This is a genomic window from Petrotoga sp. SL27 (assembly GCF_002924605.1).
GTDB lineage: Bacteria > Thermotogota > Thermotogae > Petrotogales > Petrotogaceae > Petrotoga > Petrotoga sibirica.
On the sequence record NZ_JAIP01000003.1, the window covers coordinates 1 to 24,901 of the forward strand.

The window sequence follows — 24,901 nt, forward strand, 5'->3', positions numbered from 1 at the left end:
ACATGAGAGACATCAGAAAAGGAATAGAAAATGGGGATAAAAAGGCAAAGTTGGCATACGATGTGTATGTATATCGTTTAGCAAAATACATAGGAAGTTATATAACCATACTAAAAGGATTAGATGTATTGGTATTCACAGCGGGTGTGGGAGAAAATGACGAACATGTAAGAATGGATGTCTGTGATTATTTAGACTTCTTTGGAGTTAAAATTGATAAAGAAAAAAATACTTTGTTGAATAGAAAAGAAGGGATTATCTCAACTTCAGACTCCGATGTGGATGTACTGATAGTAAAAACTAATGAAGAATTAATGATAGCTCAGGATACAAAAAGAGTAGTGGAAGAATTAAGCAGTAAACAGTAATGCACTTTAGCTAGGCATTACCGTTTGTCTCTATAACTTTTTGCCAAATTATAGTATTCTTTAGCATGTTCCCTAATTTGCTCAAATTCTTCGTCAGTTAGGTTTCTTATGACCTTTCCTGGAACTCCTAAAACTAAACTTTTAGGAGGAATTATTTTGTTTTCTGTTACCAAAGCTCCAGCTCCTATAAGACATCCTTCACCTATCTTTGCACCATTTAATATAGTTGCTCCCATCCCTATGAGACAGTTATTAGAGATTTCACATCCATGTATAATAGCGTTGTGTCCAATGGTAACGTAACTTCCGATTATAGTTGGGTATTCGGTATCAATATGAACTACTGAGTTATCTTGTACGTTGGTGAATTCCCCAATGGTTATAGAACAAATATCCCCTCTCAATGTGACATTGTACCAAATACTCGATCCTTTAGCGATCTTTACATCACCAATAATCTGGCTACCAGGCGCTAGAAAAACATCTTCTTCAACAACAGGATATTTGCCTTTATACTCATAAAGCATAATTTCACCTCTTTTATTTAGCTAAAGTTTTTGTGATATAATTATACATAAAAAAGTAGAGGATAAAAAAAACCAGATCCATGATGGATCCGGCAAGAATGTCTGGGTTTATCTCAGGGGGATAGGGGGATCTTTCTTTTCCAATTACATTATACTACAGAGTTTGTTAAACTTCAAGATGAATGAGTTACTATTAGATTTAAAACAATTAAAGATTTGTATACTATTATTAAGATAAAAAGGGGGGCTCTTTTTGAATAAACTTTATGATTTTCACACACACACAATTTTGAGTGACGGAGAATTAATATGTAGCGAACAGATAAGGCATGCACAAATTCATGGTTATACGGCTATTGCAATATCTGATCATGTGGATGAATCCAACATCGATTTTGTTTTAAACAGTTTGAACAAATTCGTTGATAATGAAAGTAGCTACTTTGAAGGGATCAAGATTTTAAAAGGAGTTGAAATCACTCACGTTCCTCCTTTACTGATAGATAATCTTGCAAAACATGCAAAAGAAAACGGAGCTGATATTGTATTGGTTCACGGAGAAACTATAGTCGAACCAGTATTTAAAAAAACTAATTATTACGCCGTAACGTCAAAGTATGTGGATATCTTAGCTCACCCCGGCTTAATTAGTGAGGAAGAAGTAGCCCTTGCTGCAAAAAACGGAGTCTTTTTGGAATTAAGTGCCAGAAAAGGCCATAGCTTATCCAATGGGCATGTGAGAAAATTGGCTCAAAAATATGAAGCAAAATTACTAGTAAATAGTGACGCTCATGGGCCCGATGATTTCTTGGACTATGATTTTAGTTTAAAAGTTGCTTTATCGGCTGGTTTAAGTATAGAAGAGGCAAAAAAGATTGTCGAAAAAAATCCCTTGGAATTATTGTAGATTATATTTTTAATGTAAGATTTACCAAAACTTTTTATTTATATGTGTATTTTTAGAACCAAATCATATCATTGGTGTCTAAACAAATGGTTTCATTGGAGGACTTTAAAACATGAAAGGCGTTGTTCCGGGTGTAACAAGGTATAAAAAGACACTATATATAGTGTTTTAGAGTTTATGAAGACAGTATTTTCTTATGAAAGGAGGGAATTATGTGAACAACAAAAGAATAAGCGAGAAAGAAGAGAAAAAAATTATGAGAAGAATAGAAAATATCGATTTTGAAGGCACTGAAAAAGACGGGGAAACAATCAAAGTAAAAGTAAAAAAGCCCGAGAAAAAAGTAAAATCAGTCGATACTTTCATTTCATTATTAATAAGTAAAGCAAAAAAGAAAGGAAATAAGTTATCTTATTCCGATATCGATAATGCTATTCCTGCAAATATAGCGGATGAAATTGATAGTGATTATATAGAAAAGATATATGAGGCTTTGGAAGCAGAAGGAATAGAAATAATAGAAGGGGACGTTGAAGAAGAGAAAGATTCCTTAAATGAATCGGAATATGAAAATGACGAGGTTGAAGAACTATTTTCAGATACAGGGCTTCAAATGTATGACAACATCTCCTTAGGTGATCCTATAAAAATATATCTTAAAGAAATAAGCAAAGTTGACCTTTTAAGCCCTTCCAGAGAAAGGCAATTAGCTAGAAGAGCACAAAAAGGTGATCAAAAAGCCAGAGACGAATTGATAAAGGCAAATTTAAGGTTAGTTATCAGTATAGCGAAAAGATACATAGGTAGAGGTTTGACTTTTTTGGATCTGATCCAAGAGGGAAATATCGGATTGATAAAGGCTGTTGACAAATTTGACTGGAGAAAAGGCTTTAAGTTCTCAACTTATGCTACATGGTGGATTAGACAGGCAATCACTAGATCCATAGCTGATCAAGCAAGAACGATTAGAATTCCAGTTCATTTAGTAGAAACTATAAATAGAATGAACAAAGTCATTAGAGATTATTTGCAAGAAAACGGAGATTATCCTTCAGCAAAAGAACTTGCAGAAATTTTAGATAAGCCAGAAGATAAAATTAATGAAATCCTAATAAGTGCAAAAGATGTACTTTCTTTAAATTCACCTATATCCAGTGGTAATGGTGACGATGAAGAATCTGAAACAGGAGATTTCATCAGTACCGATGAAACAACTCCCGAAGAAGAAGCTCAAAAAATGATTATGAAAGAAAGGCTGGAGGAAGTACTTGACACCTTAAATTCTAAAGAAGCTTTGGTTTTGAAAATGAGGTATGGATTCTTAGATGGTAAACAAAAGACGTTAGAAGAAGTTGGACAATTCTTCAACGTTACAAGGGAAAGAATAAGGCAGATAGAAACTAAGGCGTTGAGAAAATTGAGACATCCTAACAGAGTGGCACAACTAAAAGATATTGTAGAAATTTAATGAAAAAGGCCGCCTCGTTAGGCGGTTTTTTAAATTTAATTCGTTTCTACCATTATACATTTGATAAAAGAAAACTCTACACCAGGTAATTTTTCTAAATATTTTTCAATTTCATCTGATTCTGCACCTGGTTGGAACCAAAATTTTCTGAATCCTTCTTCATATGCCTCTTTAACAGCTGTTATTCCAATTTGTGGGGGAACGACAAAAACAATCAAATCTATTTCATCTTTAGGTAGATCTTTTACAGAAGCGTATGTTTTTATTCCTTCGATTTCCTCATACTTTGGGTTAATTGGATAAATTGTAAAACCTTTATCTTTTAAATTTTCCAAAATTTTATACCCATATTTTTCTTTATTGCGGGTTGCTCCAATTATAGCAATATTTTTTATGTTTTTTAGATCTATCAAAACAATACCTCCTTGTTGTTTTAGTTCACATATTTTTTCCATTAAGTGCGTCATCCAACGTATGCCAAGCAAGAGTGAAACATTTAGTTCTCATTGGGAACTTGGAGATATCAGAAAAAATTTCTATCCCATCTACTAATTCTTTATCGAATTCTTTGCCTTGTGACATATTTATAATTTCTTGTAATATTTTATTCGCCTCGTCTACGGTTTTTCCTTCAAGGTATTCACACATCATTGAAGCACTTGCCTGGCTTATAATACAGCCATGTCCTGTGAAAGTGACTTCTTTTATTATGTTATCTTTTACTTTTAAATAAAGGGTAATCTCATCTCCACAAGACAAATTTTTCCCTTCCGCTTTTTTAGCGTCTTGTATCTCTTTTTTGTATCTCTCATTTTTTGCATAATCTAAAATTATATCAGAGTAAAGTTCTTCTAGTCCTATTTCAACCACTCCCAAACTTTTTTTAATCCATCGCATAATTTATCAACATCTTCTTCTTCATTATACACATAAAAGCTTATCCTACATGTGGCGGATGTACCAAACTCTTTCATCAAGGGCTGTGCACAATGATGACCACTTCTAATGGCTATTCCCGTTAAATCGTTCAACAAATGAGCTACATCGTGAGGGTGTACACCTTTTATATTGAATGATATTATTGACTGTTGCGTTTCGTCTTGAGGACCGAATATTTCTAAAAAATCCAACTCTTTTAATTTTTTCAAGGCATATGAGGTAAGTTGTTTTTCATGTTCTTGAATATTATCCATGCCGATCCTCTCAAGTATTTCTATGGCTTTAGCTAATCCTACCGCTCCGTCAACGTTTGGAGTTCCCGCCTCAAATTTGTAAGGTAAAACGTTGAAAGTAGTCCCATCCGTAGATACTTTGTCGATCATCTCTCCCCCAAACAAAAAAGGGGTCATCTCGTTTAAATACTTTCTTTTGCCATACAACACACCTATTCCCGTTGGTCCAAGCATTTTATGACCGGAAAAGGCTATAAAATCACAATCCATCTTTTTTACATCGATAGGAAGGTGAGGTACAGCTTGAGCCCCATCCACAACAATAATTACATCTTGTCTGATATTTCTAATTTGTTTTATTAAAGTATTAACTGGGATAAGTTGACCGGTAACGTTTGACAAAGCGGTAATACTTACTAACCTCGTTTTATTTGTAATATGCTTGAGAAAATCAGATAAATCAAAAATCCCACTTTTAGCGGGATAGTATTTTATCTTTAAATTAAAAATTTTGGCTATTTGCTGCCAGGGAACAAAATTTGCATGATGTTCTATTGTAGATATTAGAATTTCATCATCAGATCGTAATATATTTGAATCTGCAATTGAATATGCTATAAGATTGAGAGATTCAGTTGCACCTTTTGTAAAAATAACTTCCTCAGTTTCGGAGTTTATGAAATTTGCAACTTTACTCCTTGCATCTTCATAATACTTAGTAGCTTCAGCTGCTAAGGTGTGTGTTGATCTGTGGACGTTGGCATGATGGTTGAGGCTGTATTCATTTACAGCATCCATAACTTCCTTGGGCCTTAACGTGGTGGCAGCATTGTCAAGATAGATCAATTTATGCCCATTTATTTTTCTTTTTAAAGCTGGAAATATCTCCTCATATTCTTTGGAAGATAACATCTTTTACCTCCCGACTCATCCCTTCATCAAAAACTTTAATTCTATCTATTGCAGATTCAAACAAACCTGAAGAAATTAATTTTTTTGCTTCTTCCAATGAGAATCCACGAGTCATTAGATAATATAATTTTTCTTTTTCAATAGTACCCACCGTAGCAGCATGTGAAGCATTTACCTCATTTTCATCTACCAACAAACTAGGTAACGCTTCTGCTTTAGCTTTTTCAGAAAGAGTTAAAGTATACTCCGATTCGGAGGCATTAGCTTCTTTTGCTCCTTTTTTCAAATCAAGAAAACCCCTGAATGCAGCCTTTGATTCGTCTTTAATAACACCTTTGGCATCGATCGCCCCGGTTGTTTCAGGTGAATAGAACCTCATTAAATAAAGCATATCAATAACGTTATCTTTATTTCCCAAAAAATAAGGAAATAACTGAGCCTGCGCACCTTCGCCAGCAAGTCTGAACACAATATGTGGCGAGGTAATTCTCCCTCCTATATTTATATCTGTGACTTGAACCTTCCCGTTTTTTTGTACTTCAACAAAAGTGTTATCAATGTTTAAACTGTCGTTGTTACATAAATTTATATTTATCAATTCTAAAGAAGCATTTTCTCTTACTATTATTCTATTTGAAGTCGTTCTAAATAAATTTTCATTTTTGTTGGACTTTATATATCTAATTACAGTAGCTTTAGAGAATGGACTTATGTTGTAAACAGAGGTTTCATATATAGGGGACTTCCAATCATACGTTAAAATAATCGGTTCTCTTTCTTCTCCTTCGTTGGTTTTTAGATAAAAACCCGTATTAGAGAACGCTTCAGCCATCAAAAGGAATTTCCTATGAGCACCTTCAAAATCGTATTTTGCCAAGATTTCTATCCCTTCTTGGTCGATTCCATTCAAAGCTAGTATCTTTCCACTTGTACTAACAGGGACAAAGGAAACATATTTATCTGGCTCATAACCATTTAATTTTGCCCTTTTCCATTTAGGGAAGCCCCAATTTTTGTAAGCTTCGTATCTATAACTTTTGAATGTCTTTAACATTTCATTAGAGATGTGTTCCAAAGATGCTTGAAATTCGTAATCCCCGTAATCTCTTTTTGGTGTAATTTGGGGAATTTGCCATTCAACCGCTTTTAGATCTTTATGCCTCATATCTATAGGTTTCTCAAAAATTGTCTCCATTGTTGTTCACCCCTTGTTATAACTATTTCAATCAAAATGGTTATCCTATGCTTGATTCTACTTCTAAATTAATTAATCTGTTCAACTCAATAGCATACTCCAATGGAAGCTCCTTGGCAAAAGGTTCTACAAAACCTCTAACCACCATGGCTTTAGCCTCAGCTTCACTTAACCCTCTACTCATCAAATAGTAAATCTGCTCTTCTTTGATTCTACCTATACGCGCTTCATGTCCAACATCTGCCTCATCAGTGTAAACCTCGATAAGAGGCACGGTATCACTTTTAGATTCGTTATCAAGCATCAAGGCTTGACAAGATACCGAAGCTTTTGCACCTTTGGCGTTCTCTCCTAACTTCAACCATCCTCTGTAAAAGGCCCAACCACCGCCGATACTTATACTTCGTGCATCGACATTTGCGCTGGTATATGGTGCAAACATGAAAACTTTGGATCCTGAATCCATATGTTGATTTGGCCCAGCATAAGTGATCGCCTTAGTTTCGGTTTTCGCTCCTTTGCCTCTCAGTATTGAAGATGGATATATCATTGTTTTATGACTCCCCAAAGAGCCTGATACCCACTCCATTATACCGTCTTCATCCACTATTGCCCTTTTTGTATTCAAATTGTATGTGTTTTTGCTCCAGTTCTGAATCGTTGCATATTTTACCCTTGCACCTTTCTTTACGTATATTTCTACCATCCCAGCATGGAGGTTTGTTACTTCATAATAAGGAGCAGAACATCCTTCTATGAAAGCCAGTTCACTTCCTTCATCAGCAACTATTATCGTATGCTCCATCTGCCCCATTCCAGGATTATTCATTCTAAAATAAGCTTGAAGCGGCAATGGAACTTTTACACCTTTTGGGACGTATAAAAATGTACCTCCGCTCCACACAGCACCATGTAAAGCGGCATACTTATGGTTCGTAGGAGCCACTGCTTTCATGAAATATTCTTTAACTAAATCAGGATACTTTTTAACCGCACTTTCCATATTTAAAAATATAACTCCCAAATTTTCAAGCTCTTTTTTTATATTTTGATAAACGATTTCCGAATCGTATTGTGCACCAACACCAGCCAATGCCTTTTTCTCTGCCTCTGGAATTCCTAGTTTATCGAAAGTATCCTTTATTTCCGCAGGGACGTCATCCCACGATCCAGATGTTTTTCCCCTTGGCCTAATGTATGCAACAATTTTACTTACATCTAAGTCAGAAACATCAACCCCGAATCGAGGATCCCTCCACGTGTTAAATATATGTAAAGATTTTAATCGTAAATCTCTCATCCAGGTAGGTTCTTCTTTTTGTTCGGATATTTCTTGAACTACCTTTTCGTTTAAACCCGGAATAGTTTTGTAAACATACGTCTCGGGATTTTTAAAATCGAATTTGCTCTGGTCTACCAATAAATCTTCTATATTAACATTTTCATTTTTTGCCATGATTTCACTCCTCAGAAATAGTTATTCCCATTTCTTGCTCCAACGTTGAGTAACCGTTTTCCTCTATCTCTTTAGCTAATTCTTCTGATCCTGTTTTTACTATTTTCCCGTCTATGTAGATATGTACGTAATCAGGAACAACAAAGTTCAAGATTCTTTGATAGTGTGTAATGAGTAATACTCCCATATTACCAGTTTTTACTCTGTTGATGTTTTCTGCAACTATCCTCAGTGCATCAATATCTAAACCGGAATCTATCTCATCCAATATACTCAATTTTGGTTTTAGAAAACCCATTTGTAGTATTTCACTTTTTTTCTTTTCACCACCGGAAAACCCGGTATTGATATATCTTTCCAGAAATTCTCCGTTGAGATCTAAATTTCGGGATAACTGGGATATTACTTTATTCAATTCTAATAGTGTAATTTTATCCTCTTTATGGATGTTTCTGAAGGAATTAATCAAGAATTGTCTCATCTTTATTCCTTCAACCTCTTCAGGAGTTTGAAAAGACATAAACAAACCTAATTTAGCCCTTTCATCTGTAGAAAGATCTAAAATGGATTGCCCTTCGAATAAGATATCTCCTGAAGTAATTTGATATTTTGGATTTCCCATGATAACATGGGCTAATGTAGATTTTCCGGACCCATTTGGCCCCATTAATGCATGTATCTCACCCTTATTTATAATTAAGTTAACGCCTTTTAATATTTCAACATCTTCATCTCTAACTTTTACCCTTAAATCCTGTATTTCTAAAAGAGCTGACATCCCTTTTCCTCCTTCTAATTAGCAATGTTATTTTGTGCATGCTTTACTTTAAATTCTACCATATTAGTCAACTTTAAGTCAAGAAAAATTGTACAAAAAACAGTACCTTAAACAACACTTAAAGTTTAAACCAGAATCTCCATAATTAGTTAAGTTTCAACATATTTTAAAATACTAAATGATCCCTCTTATTTCCTCTAAAGTTGAAATCCCTTCTTTTTGTAAATATTCTTCTATACCTTCAATTATTTCAGCACAAGCATTGGGATTTATAAAATTAGCAGTGCCTACTTGCACAGCCCACGCACCTGCCATTATATACTCAATCACATCTCTATAATCCATAATTCCCCCAATACCTATAATAGGAACATCAACAGCTTTTGAAACTTCATACACCATTCTTAAAGCAATGGGTTTTATACAAGGCCCTGATAGACCCGCAGTTATATTATCAAAAATGGCTTTTTTCTTGCTTATATCTATCGCTAAGGCAGGAAAAGTGTTTACAAGTGATAGTGCGTCTGCTCCTGCTTCAACGCAACTTTCAGCCATTTCAACCATATTTTCAGCACTTGGAGATAATTTTACTATTAGGGGCTTTTGGCAAACTTTTCTAACTTGTGTTACAACGTTGCTAGCTATTTCTGCCTTTGTACCGAAAGAAATGCCTCCTTCTTTAACGTTGGGGCAGGAAATGTTTAGCTCTATCATATCTATTTCGGTTTGATTCAGCTTTTCAACAGAAATAACGTATTCTTCGATCGTATTTCCACTAACATTGGCAATTATCACCGTATCTTGGCTGTTTAGGAAAGGGAGCTCTTCTTCAATAAATGCATCTATGCCGGGATTTTGTAAGCCAATACTGTTCATTATTCCGCCTGTGGTTTCGTGAATCCGTACACCTTTATTTCCTTCTCTTTGCCTTAAAGTTAGCCCTTTGGTGGATAATCCACCCAATTTAGAGATGGGAAAGTATTCTGAAAACTCTCTACCAAAACCAAAAGTCCCAGAAGCAGCTATTACTGGGTTTTTAAACTCTACCCCAGCGATGTTTACTTTGGTATCAATCATCAAAAAATACCTCCTCTCCCTTGAAAACAGGCCCTTCTTTACATACCCTTTTCATCCCAGATTTTGTCTTTATACTGCATCCCAAGCATGCCCCCATACCACAAGCCATGACACTTTCCATAGAAACAAAAACAGAAGACTTATTCTCACAATTTTCAACTACTTTTTTCATCATGGGGGAAGGGCCACAAGTGAAAACAACGTCATATTTTTCTGGTCTGAATATATCCGTTATGAAACCTTTTTGACCTGTAGAACCATCTTCGGTCGTTATATAGATCTTAGCCACATACTTTCGTACGTAGTCCATATAATAAACTTCATTTGTGAATCCAGCATAAAAATCTATCCCTGTATTCAACTTTTTTGCCAAATAAATCATTGGAGCTATGCCGATACCACCTGAAATTAAGGCGACCTTTCCACTCACATTCAAATTAAAACCGTTTCCCAAGGGACCTAAAACCTTTAACTTATCTTTTGGTTTCAGTTTGGATAGGTAATTTGTTCCTCGACCAACAACTTTGTACAAGAAAGTCAAAACGCTTTCTTCCACATTGCATATACTAAAAGGTCTAGACAAAAGAGGATCCAGATCCCAACTACGCAGCATATAAAACTGTCCAGGATCACCCATACTGTCGTTGGATTCGATCTGAACTTTTAACTCGAATATATCTTTTGCGATTTCAGTATTAGAGAAAATATCAACTTCCCTATACCCCACTTTCACTTTGTATATCCTCCCTCATTTCAAGTACGGCTTTTCTGGCATAATCTGCAAATCTTTGGTTCCCATCTTCGTAGTTTTTATAAGCGGTAATTATTCCCCTTGAAGAGTTAATAACACCGCCATTACCGTTGTTTAAATAAAGGGAAACGTCTTTCCCAGTAGCACCTTGATGACCGTATCCAGGGATTAAAAAGAACATATTTTTGTATCTATTTCTAATTTCTTTGGCTTCATCAACATGTGTCCCACCTACAACCGCACCTATTGAACTGTAGCCACAACTTCCTCGGTACTTGGTCCCTATTTCATTGAGTTTGTCTCCGACAATGTAATAAAGATATTCATCTTTTGGAGATACTTTCAAATACTGGATGTCTTTGGCTCCTGGATTCGATGTTCTTAGAAGCACGAAGACTCCTTTTTCTCCACTTTCAATGTATTTAAGGAAAGGTGTTAAGGTATCAAAACCAAGATATGGATTCAACGTTATAAAATCAACCTCAAACTCCCCTTCAAAATGAGCTTTAGCGTACATCTCAGCCGTGGATGAAATATCTCCTCTTTTTATATCCCCGATTGTTATCTTTTTTATACTTCTCAAATATTCTATCGTTTTTTTATACCCTAAAAGGCCTTTTATGCCGTATGCTTCATAATATGCTATTTGTAATTTATAGACAGGTACTAAATCACATGTTTTGTCTATTATCTCTTTGTTGTATTTGAACAAAACTTCATCAATATCTTGATACTTTTCTTTCAAGTTAACTGGTATATAATCCAAATGTGAATCCAATCCGACACAAACATTCCCATTTTTTTCAACCTCGTTGAATAATCTATCTATTATCAAATTTGACACTCCCCTTTTTGTATTTAATCTCTCCCTTTCTAATTGTTGCTATAACTTCTCCATAAAATTCCATCCCATCAAAAGGAGTATTCTTGCCTTTGGATAAAAATTCGTCTTTGTTGATTTTAACCTTCTTTTCTAGATCTACAATAACTACATCTCCATCGTATCCTACTTGTATTTTTCCTTTTTTAACCCCTAGCATTTGTGCTGGTTTTGAAGACATAAGTTGAGATAAGCGATTAAGTGAAATTTCTTCACTTTTTACCAACTTCGTATAACAAACGGGGAAAGCAGTTTCTAACCCTGAGATACCTGGTGCTCCTTTTTCTTTGTCCTGCATAGAATGAGGGGCGTGATCAGTTGCTATAATATCTACGGTCCCATCCTTTATTCCATCGATTATTTCCAAAACATCTTCTTTTTCTCTTATTGGAGGATTAACTTTGTAATCGTAACTGTATAAGGCTAAGTGATGGGGGGTAACTTCGCAGGTAAGATTTTGTATTTTTCTTTTCGCCTTTCTTATACCTTCTATTGCCTCTTTCGTACTTACGTGGGCTAAATGAAGAGAGGCTCCTGTCAATTTCGCAAGGTATATATCTCTAAAAGTCATCAAATTTTCGGAAAGTCTCGTGTTTATCGTTACTATTCCATTGTCTTCTTCATGTGCTATGATAGTTAACCCTTTCTCCTTTGCCTTCACCATCGCTAAATACATAGTTAAATTTGACTGAACACCTTTTCCATCATCAGATATGAATTTCACATTGTCATCTACATAATCCAAATGTTCTAAAGATTTTCCATCAAAGCTCTTTGTAATAGAAACCGTTTGGTGAATATCGATCAAATTTAATTCTTTAGCTTTGTTCAACACATAATTAACAACGTTCATTCCACTGCATATAGGATTGGTATTCCCCATCAGATTCACACATGTGTATCCGCCTTTCAACGCAGCTAAACTTCCAGAATGTAAATCTTCTTTATAAGTATAACCTGGATCTCTGAAGTGCGCATGCATATCTACAAATGCTGGCATAACAACCAAACCCTTAGCATCTATAGTATATGCATCGTAATTCAAATCTCTCCCATAATTATCTATCTTTTCATCTTTAATGTACAAATCCCCAAATAAATCTTTTTCTTCATCCACAATTCGACAATTTTTAATCAGAACACTTATTTTAATTCCCCCCCAAAATAGATTCTTTTTTGTTCTCTCAATTTTACTATTAATATAAATAAATAGAAAAAAAGCAGTGTTAACTTTGTTTGACTTCAAGTTTAACACTACCTTTGGCTTTTATGAAAATAAACCAATTGAAAATCATTTTTTCTCCAAACTGTCTATATAAACTTTATTCTTAACTCCTTTCAATCTGGAATCGTTAATTTTACAGTTTCTTTTGTTATCTTTTTTCCCGCTACTACTGTGAAGAAAAATAAAAATACCCCAGTTCCTAACAATATCCATAACAGTATGTCATTTAACTCTTCTGTCACGGGAAAAGATGAAGTCAAATAACTGCTGGTCTCCTTATCAATGCTCTTGCTATCGCTATTCTCTGCCTTTGCCCATCTGATGGCTTACTTCTCATTTCTCCCACTACAGTATCGTATCCTTCATCTAAAAGCCCTACGAATTTATCTACCTTAGCTTTCTTTACCGCCTTCATGAATTCTTCTTCAGTGAATCCATCATCCAGCATTATGTTTTCTTTGAGTATTCCATCCTTCTTAATCTCATTATATACTTTCCCATATGATTTTCAAGTGTTTTTTTAAAAGGACAGTTCATAAGACCGATTTTGAATTATGTTATTCATTACTTAGAAAGTGATAGACCAGATAAAAATAAAAACATCATCAATTACATAAACGTTTTAAAATTAAAATGGGATGTTAAATACGATGAAGCCCTTGAGATAATAGATGAAGAGATAAAAGGGCTGAAAAAAGGTGGTTTGTATTATCTTTTAACGAAGAAAGATACGAAAAAGCAGCTCGCTTAAACATTGAAGCATTTAAGGTACTATGATTTAAAGGATATACCAAAAGAATTCACACCGAAAGAGATTGATCCATTCGTGAAAAAATACACGTTGAAAAGAAAGCCTTCTGCTGTTTCTTTTTATGTTTTTGAAGGGGAAGAAAGAGAAGAGTTCATCAAAATTAGCACTAATTTATCCTGACTTTGACAGTTGAGAGATGATTTTTTAGTAAACTAAACGGAAAGAAGCAGGTTCGAGAAAACAAATAGCTGTGATCAATTTTAAAACCCCCATCGTATATAGATGGGGGTTTTTTAATTACAAACCATAAATTGTAGAAAACTTCTCTTTTATATAGTCTACAAAATATTTGGGATTAAGAGTTTCACCTGTAACCTTTTTCAAAAGTTCTTCTGGTTCGTACATTTTACCGTACTTATGAACATTCTCAACCATCCAATTCAAAACTTCTGCTGAATCTCCTCTTTCTATTTGAGATGGATAATCTTTTAAATCCTTCTTCAACTTTGAGAACAATTGAGCACTGTATAGATTGCCCAACATGTATGAAGGAAAATAACCAAATTGTCCATTTGACCAATGTACATCTTGCAACACACCTACTGCGTCGTTTGGTGGCACGATACCTAAATATTCTTTCATTTTATCCCTCCATACCGTAGGAAGTTCATTTACTTTTATTCTATCGTTGATCAGTGCTTCTTCAATTTCAAATCTCAACATAATATGAAAGTTGTAAGTTACTTCATCTGCCTCAGTCCTGATGAAGTCTTTTTTAACTATATTTACACCCTTATACAGTTCATCACTACTTATTCCTTCAAAAGATGGAAAAATATCTTTTAACTTTTTAGAAAAGAAAACCCAAAAACGAGGCCCTCTTCCTATAATATTTTCCCAAAATCTTGATTGAGATTCATGCACAGCCATCGAAGCACCTTCATCCAAAGAAGTTTCAAAAAATTCCTCAGGAATATGAAGTTCGTATAAAGCATGTCCACCTTCGTGCATAGTTGAAAATAAAGAATATCTCAGATCTTTGTTGTTGTACCTTGTGGTAATTCTTACGTCTTTTGGACCAATTTTTGTAGTGAAAGGATGAGCAGACATGTCCATACGTCCAGAATCGAAATCGAAATTCATAAATTTTAACGCTTCCAGAGATAACTCTTTCTGCTTATTTACGTCGAAATCACCTTCAAAGAAATCGTATCTTGGTTCTTTCCCATTTTCAAAAAGCTCTTGCATAAAAGGTAGTAAATGCTCTTTTAAGTAATTTGTTGTGCCTCTCAACGTATCTGTTTTCATCCCTGGCTCGAATAAGTCTAAAAGAGCATCATATCTATTTTTTTCGTATCCCAAAGCTTCCGCTTGTTCTTTTTCTAAAGAAACTACTTCTTTTAAATAAGGTTCGAACATAGAAAAGTTGTCTTCTTCTCTGGCTTTTTTCCAAAAATGACCTGCTTTTGAAGTTGTTTCGGCTAATTTTCGGACAAGTTGTGGAGGTAACTTTTTAAACTTATCGAAATCTTTCTTGGCTACCCTTACCATCGCTTGATCAAATTCACCCAATTCACCATAATTTTCCTTCTTTGAAAAATAATCCAAAAATTCACCCATTTGATCGGAAACAGACATTTTAAACAGTGCCTCCGTAAGTTCTCCTAAAGCTTTAGAACGATACTCAATAGCATTGTTTGGAGCATTAGTTTCTAGATCCCAATGCATAAGTGCAATAGCCTGACCGTATCTTGAAATCTTGGCTTGAAACTCTTTAAATTCTTCAAATTTAGGCATCTTTTTACCCCCTCTTATATAGATTTTTTCAATCTTTAGAATTTCTAAAACTTTATATATAGCGCCCCTTCACCCATACGTTAAGGGGTAAACCCCTTAAGATCCCCATACGTTAAGGGGAACCCCCCTTAAAAACCCCAAATCAAGGTCAAAATCACTAAAAAAACATCGTTTGCACACTGCAGCAAACAAAAAAAGTTCTTTTGCACAGAACAGCAAACAGATTTTGTTAGTTATCCTAATTATATCAGATTTCTTGAACTATCCAAAAGTTTGCTGTATAATATTGTATCAGCAACATATTTATACACGATTTTCAAAATATAATTCAGGGGGTAATCATGAATTATCTACTTACTTTAATTTCAGGTATTTTAACCGGATTGGCTATGCCAGGTAATTTATTTTCTTTTCTCATCTGGTTTTCACTGGTTTTTTTTCTGAGGAATATTGCCGGATCAAAAACTCATTATGAAAGATTGTTACATACGATAATATACTCTTCTTCCATGCTGGTAACTACTCTTTGGTGGTTGCTTCCCACTTTGTCCAAAAATATACCCCGAATTCTAAAAAATTATTCTCCAATCGTCGGTTTTTTTGGATACGTTGGAATGATAGTACTTTTAATGATACCTTATCTCATCATCTGGCTTTTATCAGAACTTTATCATAGAAAAGATAGACAATATAATTATCTTTCACTGCTTTTTTTCTATTCTTTTGCATACACCATCGCTGAAGTCTTAAGGGGTTTTGGAGATTTGGCTTTTATGGGAGGGAATTTATCATATGCACTTTATGATCACACTGGAATAATACAAATCGTCTCTATTATAGGCTCTTTTGGTCTGACTTTTATCATAGTTTTTGTCAATTCTCTGATAGCCTTCGATAATTCACGTGATAAGGCATTAAAAATTCTTGTTATATTTACTACTATATACATTTCTAACTTCGCTATTGTTAGGTATCTACCTCCTATTAATAGCACAAATGATTCCATAAAAGTTGGAGTCGTTCAAACGAATGTACCTCAAGAGATCAAGTACTCCTCAAATCCAATACAAGATTATTCAACCTTTTCTAAGAATATCCAAGAATTTAAAAATAGGGATGTGGATGTAGTGGTTTTTCCAGAATCAACTTTTCTTGAAGACGTCTCAAAGTCAGAAATAGAAGGCCAAATAGTAAGAGACATTCAAAACTTATACAAACCTGTAATTTTAGGACATCCAAGGATAGAAAGCAATAACCATTTTAACTCTGCCTGGGTATATAACCAACATGGGAGTATTCAGGGGATCTACGATAAAGTTAAATTAACCCCATTTGCTGAATTTTTGCCATATGAAACTATATTTGGAAACTTTGATGTTTTTAGATTATTAAACTTTTATACATCCGGGGAGGAATACTCAACCTTTTCATTAAATGAAACTGATTTTGGCGTTCAAATATGTTTTGAAACTTATTTCCCGGAGGTTTCAATAAATCAAGCTAAGAATGGAGCAAATTTATTGATTGCAATCTCTAACGACGGTTGGTTTTATTCTAAAACAGGTCTCTTTCAACACTTCAGCCAGGGTGTTTTTAGAGCCGTAGAAACAAGAAGAGATTTTATCCAAGTATCAAATACAGGCTTAACTGGCTCAATTGACAAATATGGAAGGATCACCAACATATTCGACTCCCAAGAAGAAAAAACGGGAATCCTTTTTGTCAATCCAAACGATAAGATCTCTTTTTACTCTAAGGCTTCAGACATTTTAAAAATATTATTTTTTATCGGAGCACTTTTGCTTGCAATTCTTTAAACTCAATATCCAAATTCTAAATCAATTAAGTCTTTTACCATACCGTCTTTTAAAAAGCTTTTTATATTTTCTATAGTTTCATCGATACTGTACTTTGTAGCTTCAGTGTTATACCCTCCAACATGTGGAGATAAAACAACGTTATCAAAGGTATGAATCGGGTAATTAGCTGGCAAAATTGATGGTTTTTCTGTGGTAGGATAATTGTACCAAACATCTATAGCGGCTCCCGCTAATTTTTTGGACTTCAAAGCTTCATATAGTGCACTTTGATCTATAACATCACCTCTTCCAACGTTTATTATGTATTTGCCATCCATTTTATTAAACACCTTTTCATCGATAAGCCCTTTTGTATATTTCGTCAAAGGTAGCGTTACGAATACAATTTCACTTTTTTCTATTACATAATCTAAATCGGAACTGATCTCATCCACATTTTCAATTTCTATATTCGCGTTTCTTTTATAACCAACAATTTTACAATCAAAGGTTTTAAGCATTTGTGCAAGATTTTTCCCTATATTGCCTAATCCCAATATTGCACAACTTTTGTTCTGAATAGATACCCACGAATCTTTAACACTTTCTCCAGCACTAAATCCATGCCAAATTCCTTCTTTTAAATCGTTATGATAAGACACAATTTTTCCGAGAAGAGCTAAAGCAAGCGTAAAAGCCCTTTCTGCTACTATTCTGGCGTTACCATGACTATTTGCAACGCTAATGCCTTTTTCTTTAAGTACTTCTAAGGGTAATTGGTTCACCCCAGCATAGGGAACAAAGATTATTTTCAAATTCTTTGATTTTCCCAAGATATTCTCATCCAAATCTCCACCAAACACTATTGCATCTGCAACTTCCATAGCATTTTCAATATTGCTGATTTCTTCACTATCTAGAAATTCATCGTTGGGAAATAATTTCTTCAACTCACTAATTTTTTCTTTCCAATACGAGTTTAACTTGTTCATAAACAATACTTTCAATTTTTTCAATGCCCCCTCAAAGTGATTATTTTTGCTGTCTTTAGCGCCCCTTCGCCCCGCACCCACAAGGAAACCGTTTAATGGTCAATAATAATTATATCACAAAAAAAGTCGGAATTAAACTTACAAATTTCAAAGCGGCTTTAGCCGCTTTTTATATATCATCTTTGAATTCTTGCCAAATCTTCAAAATTTCCTTTCAATGATTTATACAAGTTCCTATAAGCCTCATAATAATCATCGTAAATCTTTGTATCTTGATAATTAGGTTCAATAATTTCTTTGAATTTTACCCATTTTAAAACATCTTCGAGCTTTTGTCCATCTCCTACTGCAGCCAACATAGCTGCTCCATACGCACCGCCTTCATCAATTTTAGGCATTTTAACAGGCATTTTGAAGTTTGTTGCAACTATCTTTGCCCATGTTTTATTTTTGGCCCCACCCCCAACTATTCTAATATCTTTTATCTCTGTTTTTTCTTTTATAAGTTCAAAGGAATCCCTAAGGCCAAAGGTTATACCTTCCATTGTTGCTCTTAGTATGTCATTTTCAGTATTCAAGGAAGAAATCCCAAAAAAAACACCTCTTGCGTTAGGGTCTCTATGTGGGGTTCTTTCTCCGTTTAAATAAGGAAGAAAAATAATACCATTTGAACCCGGTACTGAAAGGTTTGTTCTTTCTTCTATTTCCGTCCAATCCAAACTGGGGAAAAATCTATATTTTACCCAATTTAGGGAATGAGCGGCTGAAAGCATTACTCCCATGTAGTAATATTTATCTTGTATTACATAGTTAAAGTAATGTATTTTGCCCGATAAATCAGGAACTTTTTTTTCAGTGAGGGTTAAAACAGTGCCTGAAGTTCCGATACTAACCATCGACTCTCCCACTTTTGATATACCTATTCCAAATGCAGCTGATGCATTATCTGCTCCTCCTGAAACGACTTTTGTGTTCCTCCATCCCAATTCATTTTGCAAGCTTTCTTTTAATTCACCTCGAATCCCATAAGAAGGATACAATTCAGGCATTATGTCCATATTAATGCCAAAAGTTTCAAATATATCTTCATCCCAATAATTTGTTTTTACATTAAAACATGCCGTTCCAGAAGCATCCGAATAGTCCATACCAATACTACCCGTTAACTTAAAAACAATATAATCCTTAGGTAGAAGAATCTTCTTTATTTTTTTAAAATTCTCTATTTCATTTTCTTTTAACCACAGTATTTTTGGGAAAGTGAAACCTTCCAAAAAGGGATTCCCTATTTTGGAGATAACCTTTTCTTCACCACCAAAAACTTCTGTGGCTTTTTTACACTGGGGAGTGGTCCTTTGATCCCACCAAAGGATTGCGGGCCTAATAGGTTTATTATTTTCATCCAAAACCACCAAGCTATGCATTTGTCCGGAAAAACCTATTACATCTATTCGATGCGTTCTGGACACTTTTTTTAATATTTCGTATACACCATTCCACCAATCTTCAGGGTCTTGTTCAGCCCATGCCGGTTTGGGAACTTTCATTTCTAATGGATAAGAATAACTATCCAAAAGTTCTCCTTCTTCAGATATAACTAAACCTTTCAATCCAGTTGTTCCAACATCTATACCTAGATATTTTCGCAAAATGATCACCTCATTTTAAACCACAGCTTTTTCTGCAAAATCATCCATCACTCTTAAATTTGCCCCCCTCAAACATGCTGTTTCTATATCAAAAACAGGTCTCAAGGGCTTTTTTAAAGATTTTAAGGTTGGTTTCAGAGCTCGTGTCTTTATAATATTTTCAATCTCTGTGAAATACTCATCCGGGAAAAGATACCCATACCCCCCAAAAATTACAAACTCAGGATTTAAGATATTTATTAAATTAACCGTCCCTACTCCCAAATAATATAACATCTGTTTAATTATTTCATCGGCGTTTCCTTCCTTCTTCTGGGCTTTTATAAGAAGATTTCTAAATTTTTCTTCGTAATTGTTGCCTTCCAATCGCCCATTGCTGTATTCATATATCTTAGAAACTGTATCAATTGAGGCAAACGTTTCCCAACATCCTCGATTATTGCAAAAACATTTTTCTCCATCTTCATCGATGCTCATGTGACCAAATTCACCTGCTGTGAAATTAGGTCCCAAATGAATTTGACCGTCTATAAGCAAAGCTCCCCCTATTCCCTGGGATATGAAAACATAGACTCCATTGTTTAAGTTTGCAATATTCTTGTTAAAATACATCTCTGCTTGTAGAGCTAACTTTGCCTCGTTTGCAGCAAAAATTGGTTTGTCACAATGAGGAATTTCCTTTAAAATAGCTCCCTTAAGATCAATCTCACTCCAATTAAAATGAGGAACGTATTCGATGATCAAGTTTTCTCTATCAATCATTCCTGGAAAAGAAAAAGAAAGGCCTACAATATTATTTCCATTAGCATTTTCATATATTCTTTTTATCTCAACAGCTAATTTACTAATAAAAACATTAAAATTTTTGGGGGTTTCAAATTCTCCTATCTTATTGATTGAATTGTTTATGTATCCAAGACCTACAACTGTTTTTTCTACTCCCACTTTAACAACAATGGAAGCAGCAACGCCTTTTGCTGCTTCCAACCTTATAGGTTTTCTTCCAACACCTTTAGAAGACTTTCTATCTCCTTCTACTATTAAGTTTTTAGAAATCAAATCATACGTAATCTTTGTCACAGTACTTTTATCTAAACCAGTAAGCTTAGAAATCTCATTTCTGGAGATTCCAGAATAATATCTGATCAAATTGAAGACCATTAATTTGTTTGAGTATCCCATTCTTTCTGCATTGATTTTCTTTATCTTCAAAATAAAGCCTCCCGATTCATCAGTTATTCGTAGATGTACAAATTTATTAAATTTTCCAAATATTCTTGTCTTGCCGATTTCGGAATTCCCACTTTTTTATCTATTACATACTCTTCGAGTTCTTTGAAATTAGTTCGTCCATCCACTATCTTTTTACCCATAGCTTCATTAAAACTATTATACCTTTTTTCTACAAAGTCTTCCAAAACTTTTTCTTCTAAAATTTTGCTTGCTAAGATCAGTCCTAAAGCAAATGCATCCATTCCTGCAATATGTGCGTAGAACAAATCGATATTTTCGTAAGAAGGCCTTCTAACATGTGAGTCAAAGTTTAAACCACCTGGCGCTATTCCTCCATTTTTAAGTATTTCATACATTGCCAAAACGTTTTCAAATACGTTTGTTGGGAATTGATCTGTATCCCATCCTAACAAAAGATCCCCCATGTTAGCATCAACGCTACCCAAGATATTATTTATTCTTGCATACCTTAATTCATGCTGAAAAGTATGGCCGGCAAGAGTTGCGTGATTTGCTTCTATATTGAACTTGAAATACTTATCAAGATCGTACTTTTGTAAAAATGCATAAGAGTTCGCAACATCAAAATCATATTGATGTTTTGTGGGTTCTTTTGGCTTAGGTTCTATCAAAAATTGACCATCAAAACCAATTTCTTTGGCGTAATCTACAGCCATATGTAAAAAATTAGCCAAATTGTTCAATTCCAACTCCATATTAGTGTTTAAAAGGGTTTCATATCCTTCTCTTCCACCCCAAAAAACATAATTTTCACCATTTAATTCCTTAGTTATTTCAAGTGCTTTTTTTACCTGTGCAGCGGCATATGCATATACATCTGCATCACAAGAGGTAGCTGCACCCTGCATAAACCTTGGATGAGTGAAAAGATTCGCTGTTCCCCAAAGAAGCTTTATACCCGTTTCTTTCATTCTTTCTTTTATTCTTTCAACTACTTTATCTAATAACTTATTTGTTTCTCTCAACGTTTCTTGTTCATCAACTAAATCTCTGTCATGGGTACAAAAATATTTAACCCCTAATTTGCTCATGAACTCGAATGCTGCATCACATCTTGCGTAAGCTTTATCTAAAGGATCCGAAAATTTGTTCCATTCTCTGTTGGCACTTTCGACCCCGAACATGTCCCTTCCTTCTGCAGTGAAAGTGTGCCAATATGCCACAGAAAATCTCAAGTGTTCTTCCATAGTTTTATTACCAATTTTTCTCTTGGGATCATAATAGTGAAAAGATAACGGATCCTTCGATTCCTTACCTACATACTCAACCTTTTTAATATCTTTGAAATATTCTGTCACTTTAAGACCTCCTATGAAAGATTTATAGAGCCTTTAAAATTCTAAAACTTTCATTATATTTAAATTTTAGAAATTGATTTTTTAAAAATACCTCACATCTTTTAATTCATATTTAATCAGTATTTGAATTTATTTTTATCTAATTTTCTAACAATTGGCAATTATATTACCTTTCATAATTCTCTTAAAATCTCCATTCTATTTTTCAAAATTGTAATTTCTAAAGTGTCTAGATATTTTATTTAATCTTTAGAAATTTTAAAATATACTTCAAATCAAAGCTCTATATTCCAAAAATTTTAAAATAATATCAATCATTCTAAGCTATTTCTAATCAGATTTAGCCCTCTTTGCGGAGAAGCCTACCCACCACAAAGAAAAAGGCCCAACCTTTTAGCCTTACCTTATTTTTAAAAAATATTTATTTCTGAAGTTTCTATTTTCTCTTTTTCTAATTTTTTCTAATCTATTGAACCACTGAATTTTAACTTGAAACTTCTTTGTAGTCTTCAAAGTATTCAATTTCTTGTTTTTTAAGAGCATTATAAGTAGGCAATTTTTTTACTTCTCTTAATTCATTTTCTAACTTTTTCTTAGTTATATTTTCAATAATGCTTTTTTGGCCTTCTAAATTGCAATCTACTCCTATGTGATAATACCCAATTTAGCAAAGAAATATACATAGTCCCTTTAAAATGAAATATGCTTTGATAGAAAATTTTGAATATAAACACAAATCGAGTTTGAAAATCAAATAGTAAGATTAGTAACGAAATTCATTTACTATATAGTTCAAATGATGAACATGAACTTTACGTTGCCTATCTAGCCTCTGGAACCTCAGACTAAGATGTTTTAAATCTTAATCTGATTTGACCCTGTAGAATAGTATCAGTTCCATGGTTTACTAATACTGATGCCTATTATTTACGTCCTAATTTTCTAAAAAAGTCTAAATATGATGCTCCTGAAATTTAGAGAATCAATTATCTACTATAGTAAAGGAAATAATTAAATAAAATTGAGTTTCTACATCGGGAACAACAACTTTACACAGCAGTATACGTCGAATAAATTCCTATAAGTATTGAAGCTTATAATGGCACTAGAGCAATTGAAATGAATCCATTTTATAAAGCATATTTGAAATATTCATGAATGTTGAATCCTCGATAGTTTCACCTATCTACAACAAGATATATTACGTAATTTACACCGTCATCCTTGAAGTACCGATGCAACATGCCGAATTTTAAGAAGTAGTAGACAATTTAGAGGATAATTTGAAAAAATCATCAGAGTGAACTTTATTTGGAACCTAGACTTTTTATAATTTTTGATAATTGAACTTTTTTTATTAATTCAATGTTAATATCTAACAAGAGCATCGTTTGAATCTTAGAAAACATTAACATTCTTACTTTCTTAGTCTTTTAAAGTTTGGATCTGTAAATATATCAGTTGCATCGTCACTGTGAGAAGAAAATTCAGAAATAACTGCACCTTCTTCTCCGGCCTTGAACCAATGTAGTGTATTTGGAGGTATGGTGTATTGTTCTGCTGGGTTTAAAATTATTTCATGTGATGCTGTGAAATATTCATTTGGTGGTTGTACATGCCAAGTGTTCTTTTCTCCTTCAATGAAAAGAAATACTTTACCATATCTGCACCTGAAGGTTTCTTCTTTTCCAATATCTCCATCATGAGGCGGGTGCTTATGTTCAGGACATGTTTGATTAGGCAAAAGAACCATTTCTTTAGCACAGTATCTATCGGTATTTACATAGGTAACAATCTCAAGACCTAGTTCTTCGATATTTCCTAATCCTCCATCAACGATTTCTATATTTTCTTTTTCATCTTCTCTTAGAGCGATACCCGCTTTTTCAAAAAGTTCTAAACTTTTCATTTTCACTTTTTCATATGTCTCATTGTTCAACATAAATTGAAGCCCCCCTCGTATAATATGTATGGATATGAAACTTAAAAAATGGTACTAAAAATTTGTTTTTTGCTCTTTTTCATTATTTCTTTTGTAAAGAAATGCCCTAATGCTAAAATAGTATCAGGATGATTAGCGAGGGAAGATTCCCTCCCCCCTTGCAAGACCTTTTGGTCGTTGCTTAAAAAGCTTGTTTCCTGACTTAGCAGTCAACTTGCTAACCGATTACTGCATCACCTTTGATTAGGCCATCAGCAAGGCTATTTTTCATTGGTGGATGCTCATAGAGCGCGAGGCTGCCTTTGACTGCTAAGATTAGGACATCTCTTTGCTTTCATCCTTTATCTTCATTCGAAAGGTGGTGAAATGTGGTTCTCAGTTTTTGGCTTTACTAAGACTTACACGCCATAGGTTCCATTTAGTTCAAACACTCGTCTCTGAAAAGAATTGGATGCTTTCCAACATTTATCTGAAATTCAGTGAATTGGCTGTGAAAAATAGGGATAAGCCCTTTTCCAATATATACGGTGCTACGTCTTGTGCTGCTTTGACTGAGTTCTACTCTTTGGATGAGATAGTTTACAAACCCATTGAAGATTTATCTCAGTTCGTTGTTGTTGTTTTATTCGGAATTGTTGAATTTTTGTTTATATTTCCTCATTCTCGCTTATTACTTTTGCCGAAAAGAGCTACAAACTAAAAA

At 34.1% G+C, this 24,901-nt stretch carries 25 protein-coding genes and 1 pseudogene; 7 read left to right on the forward strand and 19 right to left on the reverse strand.

Annotation, left to right across the window (positions count from 1 at the left end):
- Positions 1–368, forward strand: a pseudogene (locus AD60_RS01205) (acetate kinase); the annotation flags it as partial.
- 17 nt (positions 369–385) lie between these two features.
- On the opposite strand, the gene AD60_RS01210 reads toward AD60_RS01205, so the two are convergent.
- A complete protein-coding gene (locus AD60_RS01210; protein WP_103876360.1) occupies positions 386–895 on the reverse strand; it encodes a gamma carbonic anhydrase family protein in 510 nt (169 codons plus the stop codon).
- A gap of 253 nt (positions 896–1,148) precedes the next feature.
- Here AD60_RS01210 and AD60_RS01215 point away from each other — a divergent pair, with 253 nt between their 5' ends.
- Both AD60_RS01215 and AD60_RS01220 read left to right on the forward strand, forming a co-directional pair.
- Positions 1,149–1,802 (forward strand): histidinol phosphate phosphatase domain-containing protein, encoded by a 654-nt coding sequence (locus AD60_RS01215; protein ID WP_103876361.1) that lies wholly within the window; start codon positions 1,149–1,151, stop codon positions 1,800–1,802.
- Between the two features lie 256 nt (positions 1,803–2,058).
- Positions 2,059–3,270 carry a sigma-70 family RNA polymerase sigma factor gene (locus AD60_RS01220; protein WP_370445626.1) on the forward strand — a complete coding sequence of 404 codons (1,212 nt, stop codon included), beginning with the start codon at positions 2,059–2,061 and terminating at the stop codon, positions 3,268–3,270.
- 35 nt (positions 3,271–3,305) lie between these two features.
- On the opposite strand, the gene AD60_RS01225 is transcribed toward AD60_RS01220, so the two are convergent.
- From AD60_RS01225 to AD60_RS01275, 12 genes are all read right to left on the reverse strand, one after another.
- Complete coding sequence (locus AD60_RS01225; protein ID WP_233186778.1) at positions 3,306–3,725, reverse strand: CoA-binding protein; 420 nt, start codon at positions 3,723–3,725, stop codon at positions 3,306–3,308.
- A complete protein-coding gene (gene sufU, locus AD60_RS01230; RefSeq protein WP_233186779.1) occupies positions 3,709–4,167 on the reverse strand; it encodes a Fe-S cluster assembly sulfur transfer protein SufU in 459 nt (152 codons plus the stop codon). The genes AD60_RS01225 and sufU overlap by 17 nt, the downstream gene beginning before the upstream one ends.
- On the reverse strand, positions 4,128–5,354 hold the full coding sequence (locus tag AD60_RS01235; RefSeq protein WP_103876363.1) for a cysteine desulfurase: 1,227 nt from the start codon (positions 5,352–5,354) through the stop codon (positions 4,128–4,130). Before AD60_RS01235 ends, sufU begins: the two co-directional genes overlap by 40 nt.
- Complete coding sequence (locus AD60_RS01240) at positions 5,332–6,549, reverse strand: SufD family Fe-S cluster assembly protein (RefSeq protein WP_103927201.1); 1,218 nt, start codon at positions 6,547–6,549, stop codon at positions 5,332–5,334. Before AD60_RS01240 ends, AD60_RS01235 begins: the two co-directional genes overlap by 23 nt.
- Before the next feature lie 40 nt (positions 6,550–6,589).
- Positions 6,590–8,005, reverse strand: coding sequence for a Fe-S cluster assembly protein SufB (gene sufB, locus AD60_RS01245; RefSeq protein ID WP_103876365.1), 1,416 nt, complete (start codon positions 8,003–8,005; stop codon positions 6,590–6,592).
- Between the two features lie 4 nt (positions 8,006–8,009).
- Complete coding sequence (gene sufC / locus AD60_RS01250; RefSeq protein WP_103876366.1) at positions 8,010–8,783, reverse strand: Fe-S cluster assembly ATPase SufC; 774 nt, start codon at positions 8,781–8,783, stop codon at positions 8,010–8,012.
- Between the two features lie 174 nt (positions 8,784–8,957).
- Positions 8,958–9,860 carry a dihydroorotate dehydrogenase gene (locus AD60_RS01255; protein WP_103927202.1) on the reverse strand — a complete coding sequence of 301 codons (903 nt, stop codon included), beginning with the start codon at positions 9,858–9,860 and terminating at the stop codon, positions 8,958–8,960.
- Positions 9,853–10,593 (reverse strand): dihydroorotate dehydrogenase electron transfer subunit, encoded by a 741-nt coding sequence (locus AD60_RS01260; RefSeq protein WP_199177802.1) that lies wholly within the window; start codon positions 10,591–10,593, stop codon positions 9,853–9,855. The genes AD60_RS01255 and AD60_RS01260 overlap by 8 nt, the downstream gene beginning before the upstream one ends.
- On the reverse strand, positions 10,577–11,446 hold the full coding sequence (gene pyrF, locus AD60_RS01265) for an orotidine-5'-phosphate decarboxylase (protein ID WP_103876369.1): 870 nt from the start codon (positions 11,444–11,446) through the stop codon (positions 10,577–10,579). The genes AD60_RS01260 and pyrF overlap by 17 nt, the downstream gene beginning before the upstream one ends.
- Positions 11,433–12,638: a dihydroorotase gene (locus AD60_RS01270; RefSeq protein ID WP_103876380.1), complete on the reverse strand. Its 1,206-nt coding sequence runs from the start codon at positions 12,636–12,638 to the stop codon at positions 11,433–11,435. The genes pyrF and AD60_RS01270 overlap by 14 nt, the downstream gene beginning before the upstream one ends.
- Positions 12,639–12,829: 191 nt before the next feature.
- Positions 12,830–12,976, reverse strand: coding sequence for a hypothetical protein (locus AD60_RS10130; protein ID WP_158248346.1), 147 nt, complete (start codon positions 12,974–12,976; stop codon positions 12,830–12,832).
- Positions 12,973–13,164: an ATP-binding cassette domain-containing protein gene (locus tag AD60_RS01275; RefSeq protein WP_341805509.1), complete on the reverse strand. Its 192-nt coding sequence runs from the start codon at positions 13,162–13,164 to the stop codon at positions 12,973–12,975. The genes AD60_RS10130 and AD60_RS01275 overlap by 4 nt, the downstream gene beginning before the upstream one ends.
- A gap of 99 nt (positions 13,165–13,263) precedes the next feature.
- Here AD60_RS01275 and AD60_RS01280 point away from each other — a divergent pair, with 99 nt between their 5' ends.
- Complete coding sequence (locus AD60_RS01280; protein WP_233186781.1) at positions 13,264–13,467, forward strand: hypothetical protein; 204 nt, start codon at positions 13,264–13,266, stop codon at positions 13,465–13,467.
- A 3-nt stretch (positions 13,468–13,470) separates the two neighbouring features.
- Positions 13,471–13,647, forward strand: coding sequence for a hypothetical protein (locus tag AD60_RS10135; protein WP_158248347.1), 177 nt, complete (start codon positions 13,471–13,473; stop codon positions 13,645–13,647).
- 117 nt (positions 13,648–13,764) lie between these two features.
- Here the strand turns inward: AD60_RS10135 and AD60_RS01285 are convergent, their stop codons facing one another.
- Positions 13,765–15,264 carry a carboxypeptidase M32 gene (locus AD60_RS01285; protein ID WP_103876370.1) on the reverse strand — a complete coding sequence of 500 codons (1,500 nt, stop codon included), beginning with the start codon at positions 15,262–15,264 and terminating at the stop codon, positions 13,765–13,767.
- A 341-nt stretch (positions 15,265–15,605) separates the two neighbouring features.
- Here AD60_RS01285 and lnt point away from each other — a divergent pair, with 341 nt between their 5' ends.
- Complete coding sequence (gene lnt / locus AD60_RS01290) at positions 15,606–17,081, forward strand: apolipoprotein N-acyltransferase (RefSeq protein ID WP_103876371.1); 1,476 nt, start codon at positions 15,606–15,608, stop codon at positions 17,079–17,081.
- A 2-nt stretch (positions 17,082–17,083) separates the two neighbouring features.
- Here the strand turns inward: lnt and AD60_RS01295 are convergent, their stop codons facing one another.
- The 5 genes from AD60_RS01295 to AD60_RS01315 all read right to left on the reverse strand — a co-directional run bounded on the left by AD60_RS01295 (position 17,084) and on the right by AD60_RS01315 (position 24,198).
- Positions 17,084–18,070 (reverse strand): 2-hydroxyacid dehydrogenase, encoded by a 987-nt coding sequence (locus AD60_RS01295; protein ID WP_103876372.1) that lies wholly within the window; start codon positions 18,068–18,070, stop codon positions 17,084–17,086.
- 161 nt (positions 18,071–18,231) lie between these two features.
- Positions 18,232–19,704: a xylulokinase gene (xylB, locus tag AD60_RS01300; protein WP_158248348.1), complete on the reverse strand. Its 1,473-nt coding sequence runs from the start codon at positions 19,702–19,704 to the stop codon at positions 18,232–18,234.
- A 15-nt stretch (positions 19,705–19,719) separates the two neighbouring features.
- On the reverse strand, positions 19,720–20,916 hold the full coding sequence (locus AD60_RS01305; RefSeq protein WP_103876374.1) for an ROK family protein: 1,197 nt from the start codon (positions 20,914–20,916) through the stop codon (positions 19,720–19,722).
- Positions 20,917–20,939: 23 nt separating this feature from the next.
- Complete coding sequence (gene xylA / locus AD60_RS01310; RefSeq protein ID WP_103876375.1) at positions 20,940–22,256, reverse strand: xylose isomerase; 1,317 nt, start codon at positions 22,254–22,256, stop codon at positions 20,940–20,942.
- Positions 22,257–23,673: 1,417 nt separating this feature from the next.
- Positions 23,674–24,198: a D-lyxose/D-mannose family sugar isomerase gene (locus tag AD60_RS01315; protein WP_134080076.1), complete on the reverse strand. Its 525-nt coding sequence runs from the start codon at positions 24,196–24,198 to the stop codon at positions 23,674–23,676.
- A 382-nt stretch (positions 24,199–24,580) separates the two neighbouring features.
- On the opposite strand from AD60_RS01315, the gene AD60_RS01320 reads away from it, so the two are divergent.
- Entirely contained in the window at positions 24,581–24,898 is a 318-nt protein-coding gene (locus tag AD60_RS01320; RefSeq protein WP_103876376.1) for a hypothetical protein, read from the forward strand.
- Positions 24,899–24,901 lie beyond the last annotated feature (3 nt).

Bases quoted from the DNA above. Each gene is read 5' to 3' on its own strand.
- AD60_RS01220 (WP_370445626.1), top strand. From the start codon at position 2,059: ATGAGAAGAATAGAAAATATCGATTTTGAAGGCACTGAAAAAGACGGG.
- sufU (WP_233186779.1), bottom strand. From the start codon at position 4,167: ATGCGATGGATTAAAAAAAGTTTGGGAGTGGTTGAAATAGGACTAGAA.
- lnt (WP_103876371.1), top strand. From the start codon at position 15,606: ATGAATTATCTACTTACTTTAATTTCAGGTATTTTAACCGGATTGGCT.
- AD60_RS01235 (WP_103876363.1), bottom strand. From the start codon at position 5,354: ATGTTATCTTCCAAAGAATATGAGGAGATATTTCCAGCTTTAAAAAGA.
- AD60_RS01275 (WP_341805509.1), bottom strand. From the start codon at position 13,164: ATGCTGGATGATGGATTCACTGAAGAAGAATTCATGAAGGCGGTAAAG.
- sufB (WP_103876365.1), bottom strand. From the start codon at position 8,005: ATGGCAAAAAATGAAAATGTTAATATAGAAGATTTATTGGTAGACCAG.
- AD60_RS01210 (WP_103876360.1), bottom strand. From the start codon at position 895: ATGCTTTATGAGTATAAAGGCAAATATCCTGTTGTTGAAGAAGATGTT.
- AD60_RS01225 (WP_233186778.1), bottom strand. From the start codon at position 3,725: ATGGAAAAAATATGTGAACTAAAACAACAAGGAGGTATTGTTTTGATA.
- sufC (WP_103876366.1), bottom strand. From the start codon at position 8,783: ATGTCAGCTCTTTTAGAAATACAGGATTTAAGGGTAAAAGTTAGAGAT.
- AD60_RS01285 (WP_103876370.1), bottom strand. From the start codon at position 15,264: ATGCCTAAATTTGAAGAATTTAAAGAGTTTCAAGCCAAGATTTCAAGA.
- AD60_RS01255 (WP_103927202.1), bottom strand. From the start codon at position 9,860: ATGATTGATACCAAAGTAAACATCGCTGGGGTAGAGTTTAAAAACCCA.
- AD60_RS01315 (WP_134080076.1), bottom strand. From the start codon at position 24,198: ATGTTGAACAATGAGACATATGAAAAAGTGAAAATGAAAAGTTTAGAA.
- AD60_RS01240 (WP_103927201.1), bottom strand. From the start codon at position 6,549: ATGGAGACAATTTTTGAGAAACCTATAGATATGAGGCATAAAGATCTA.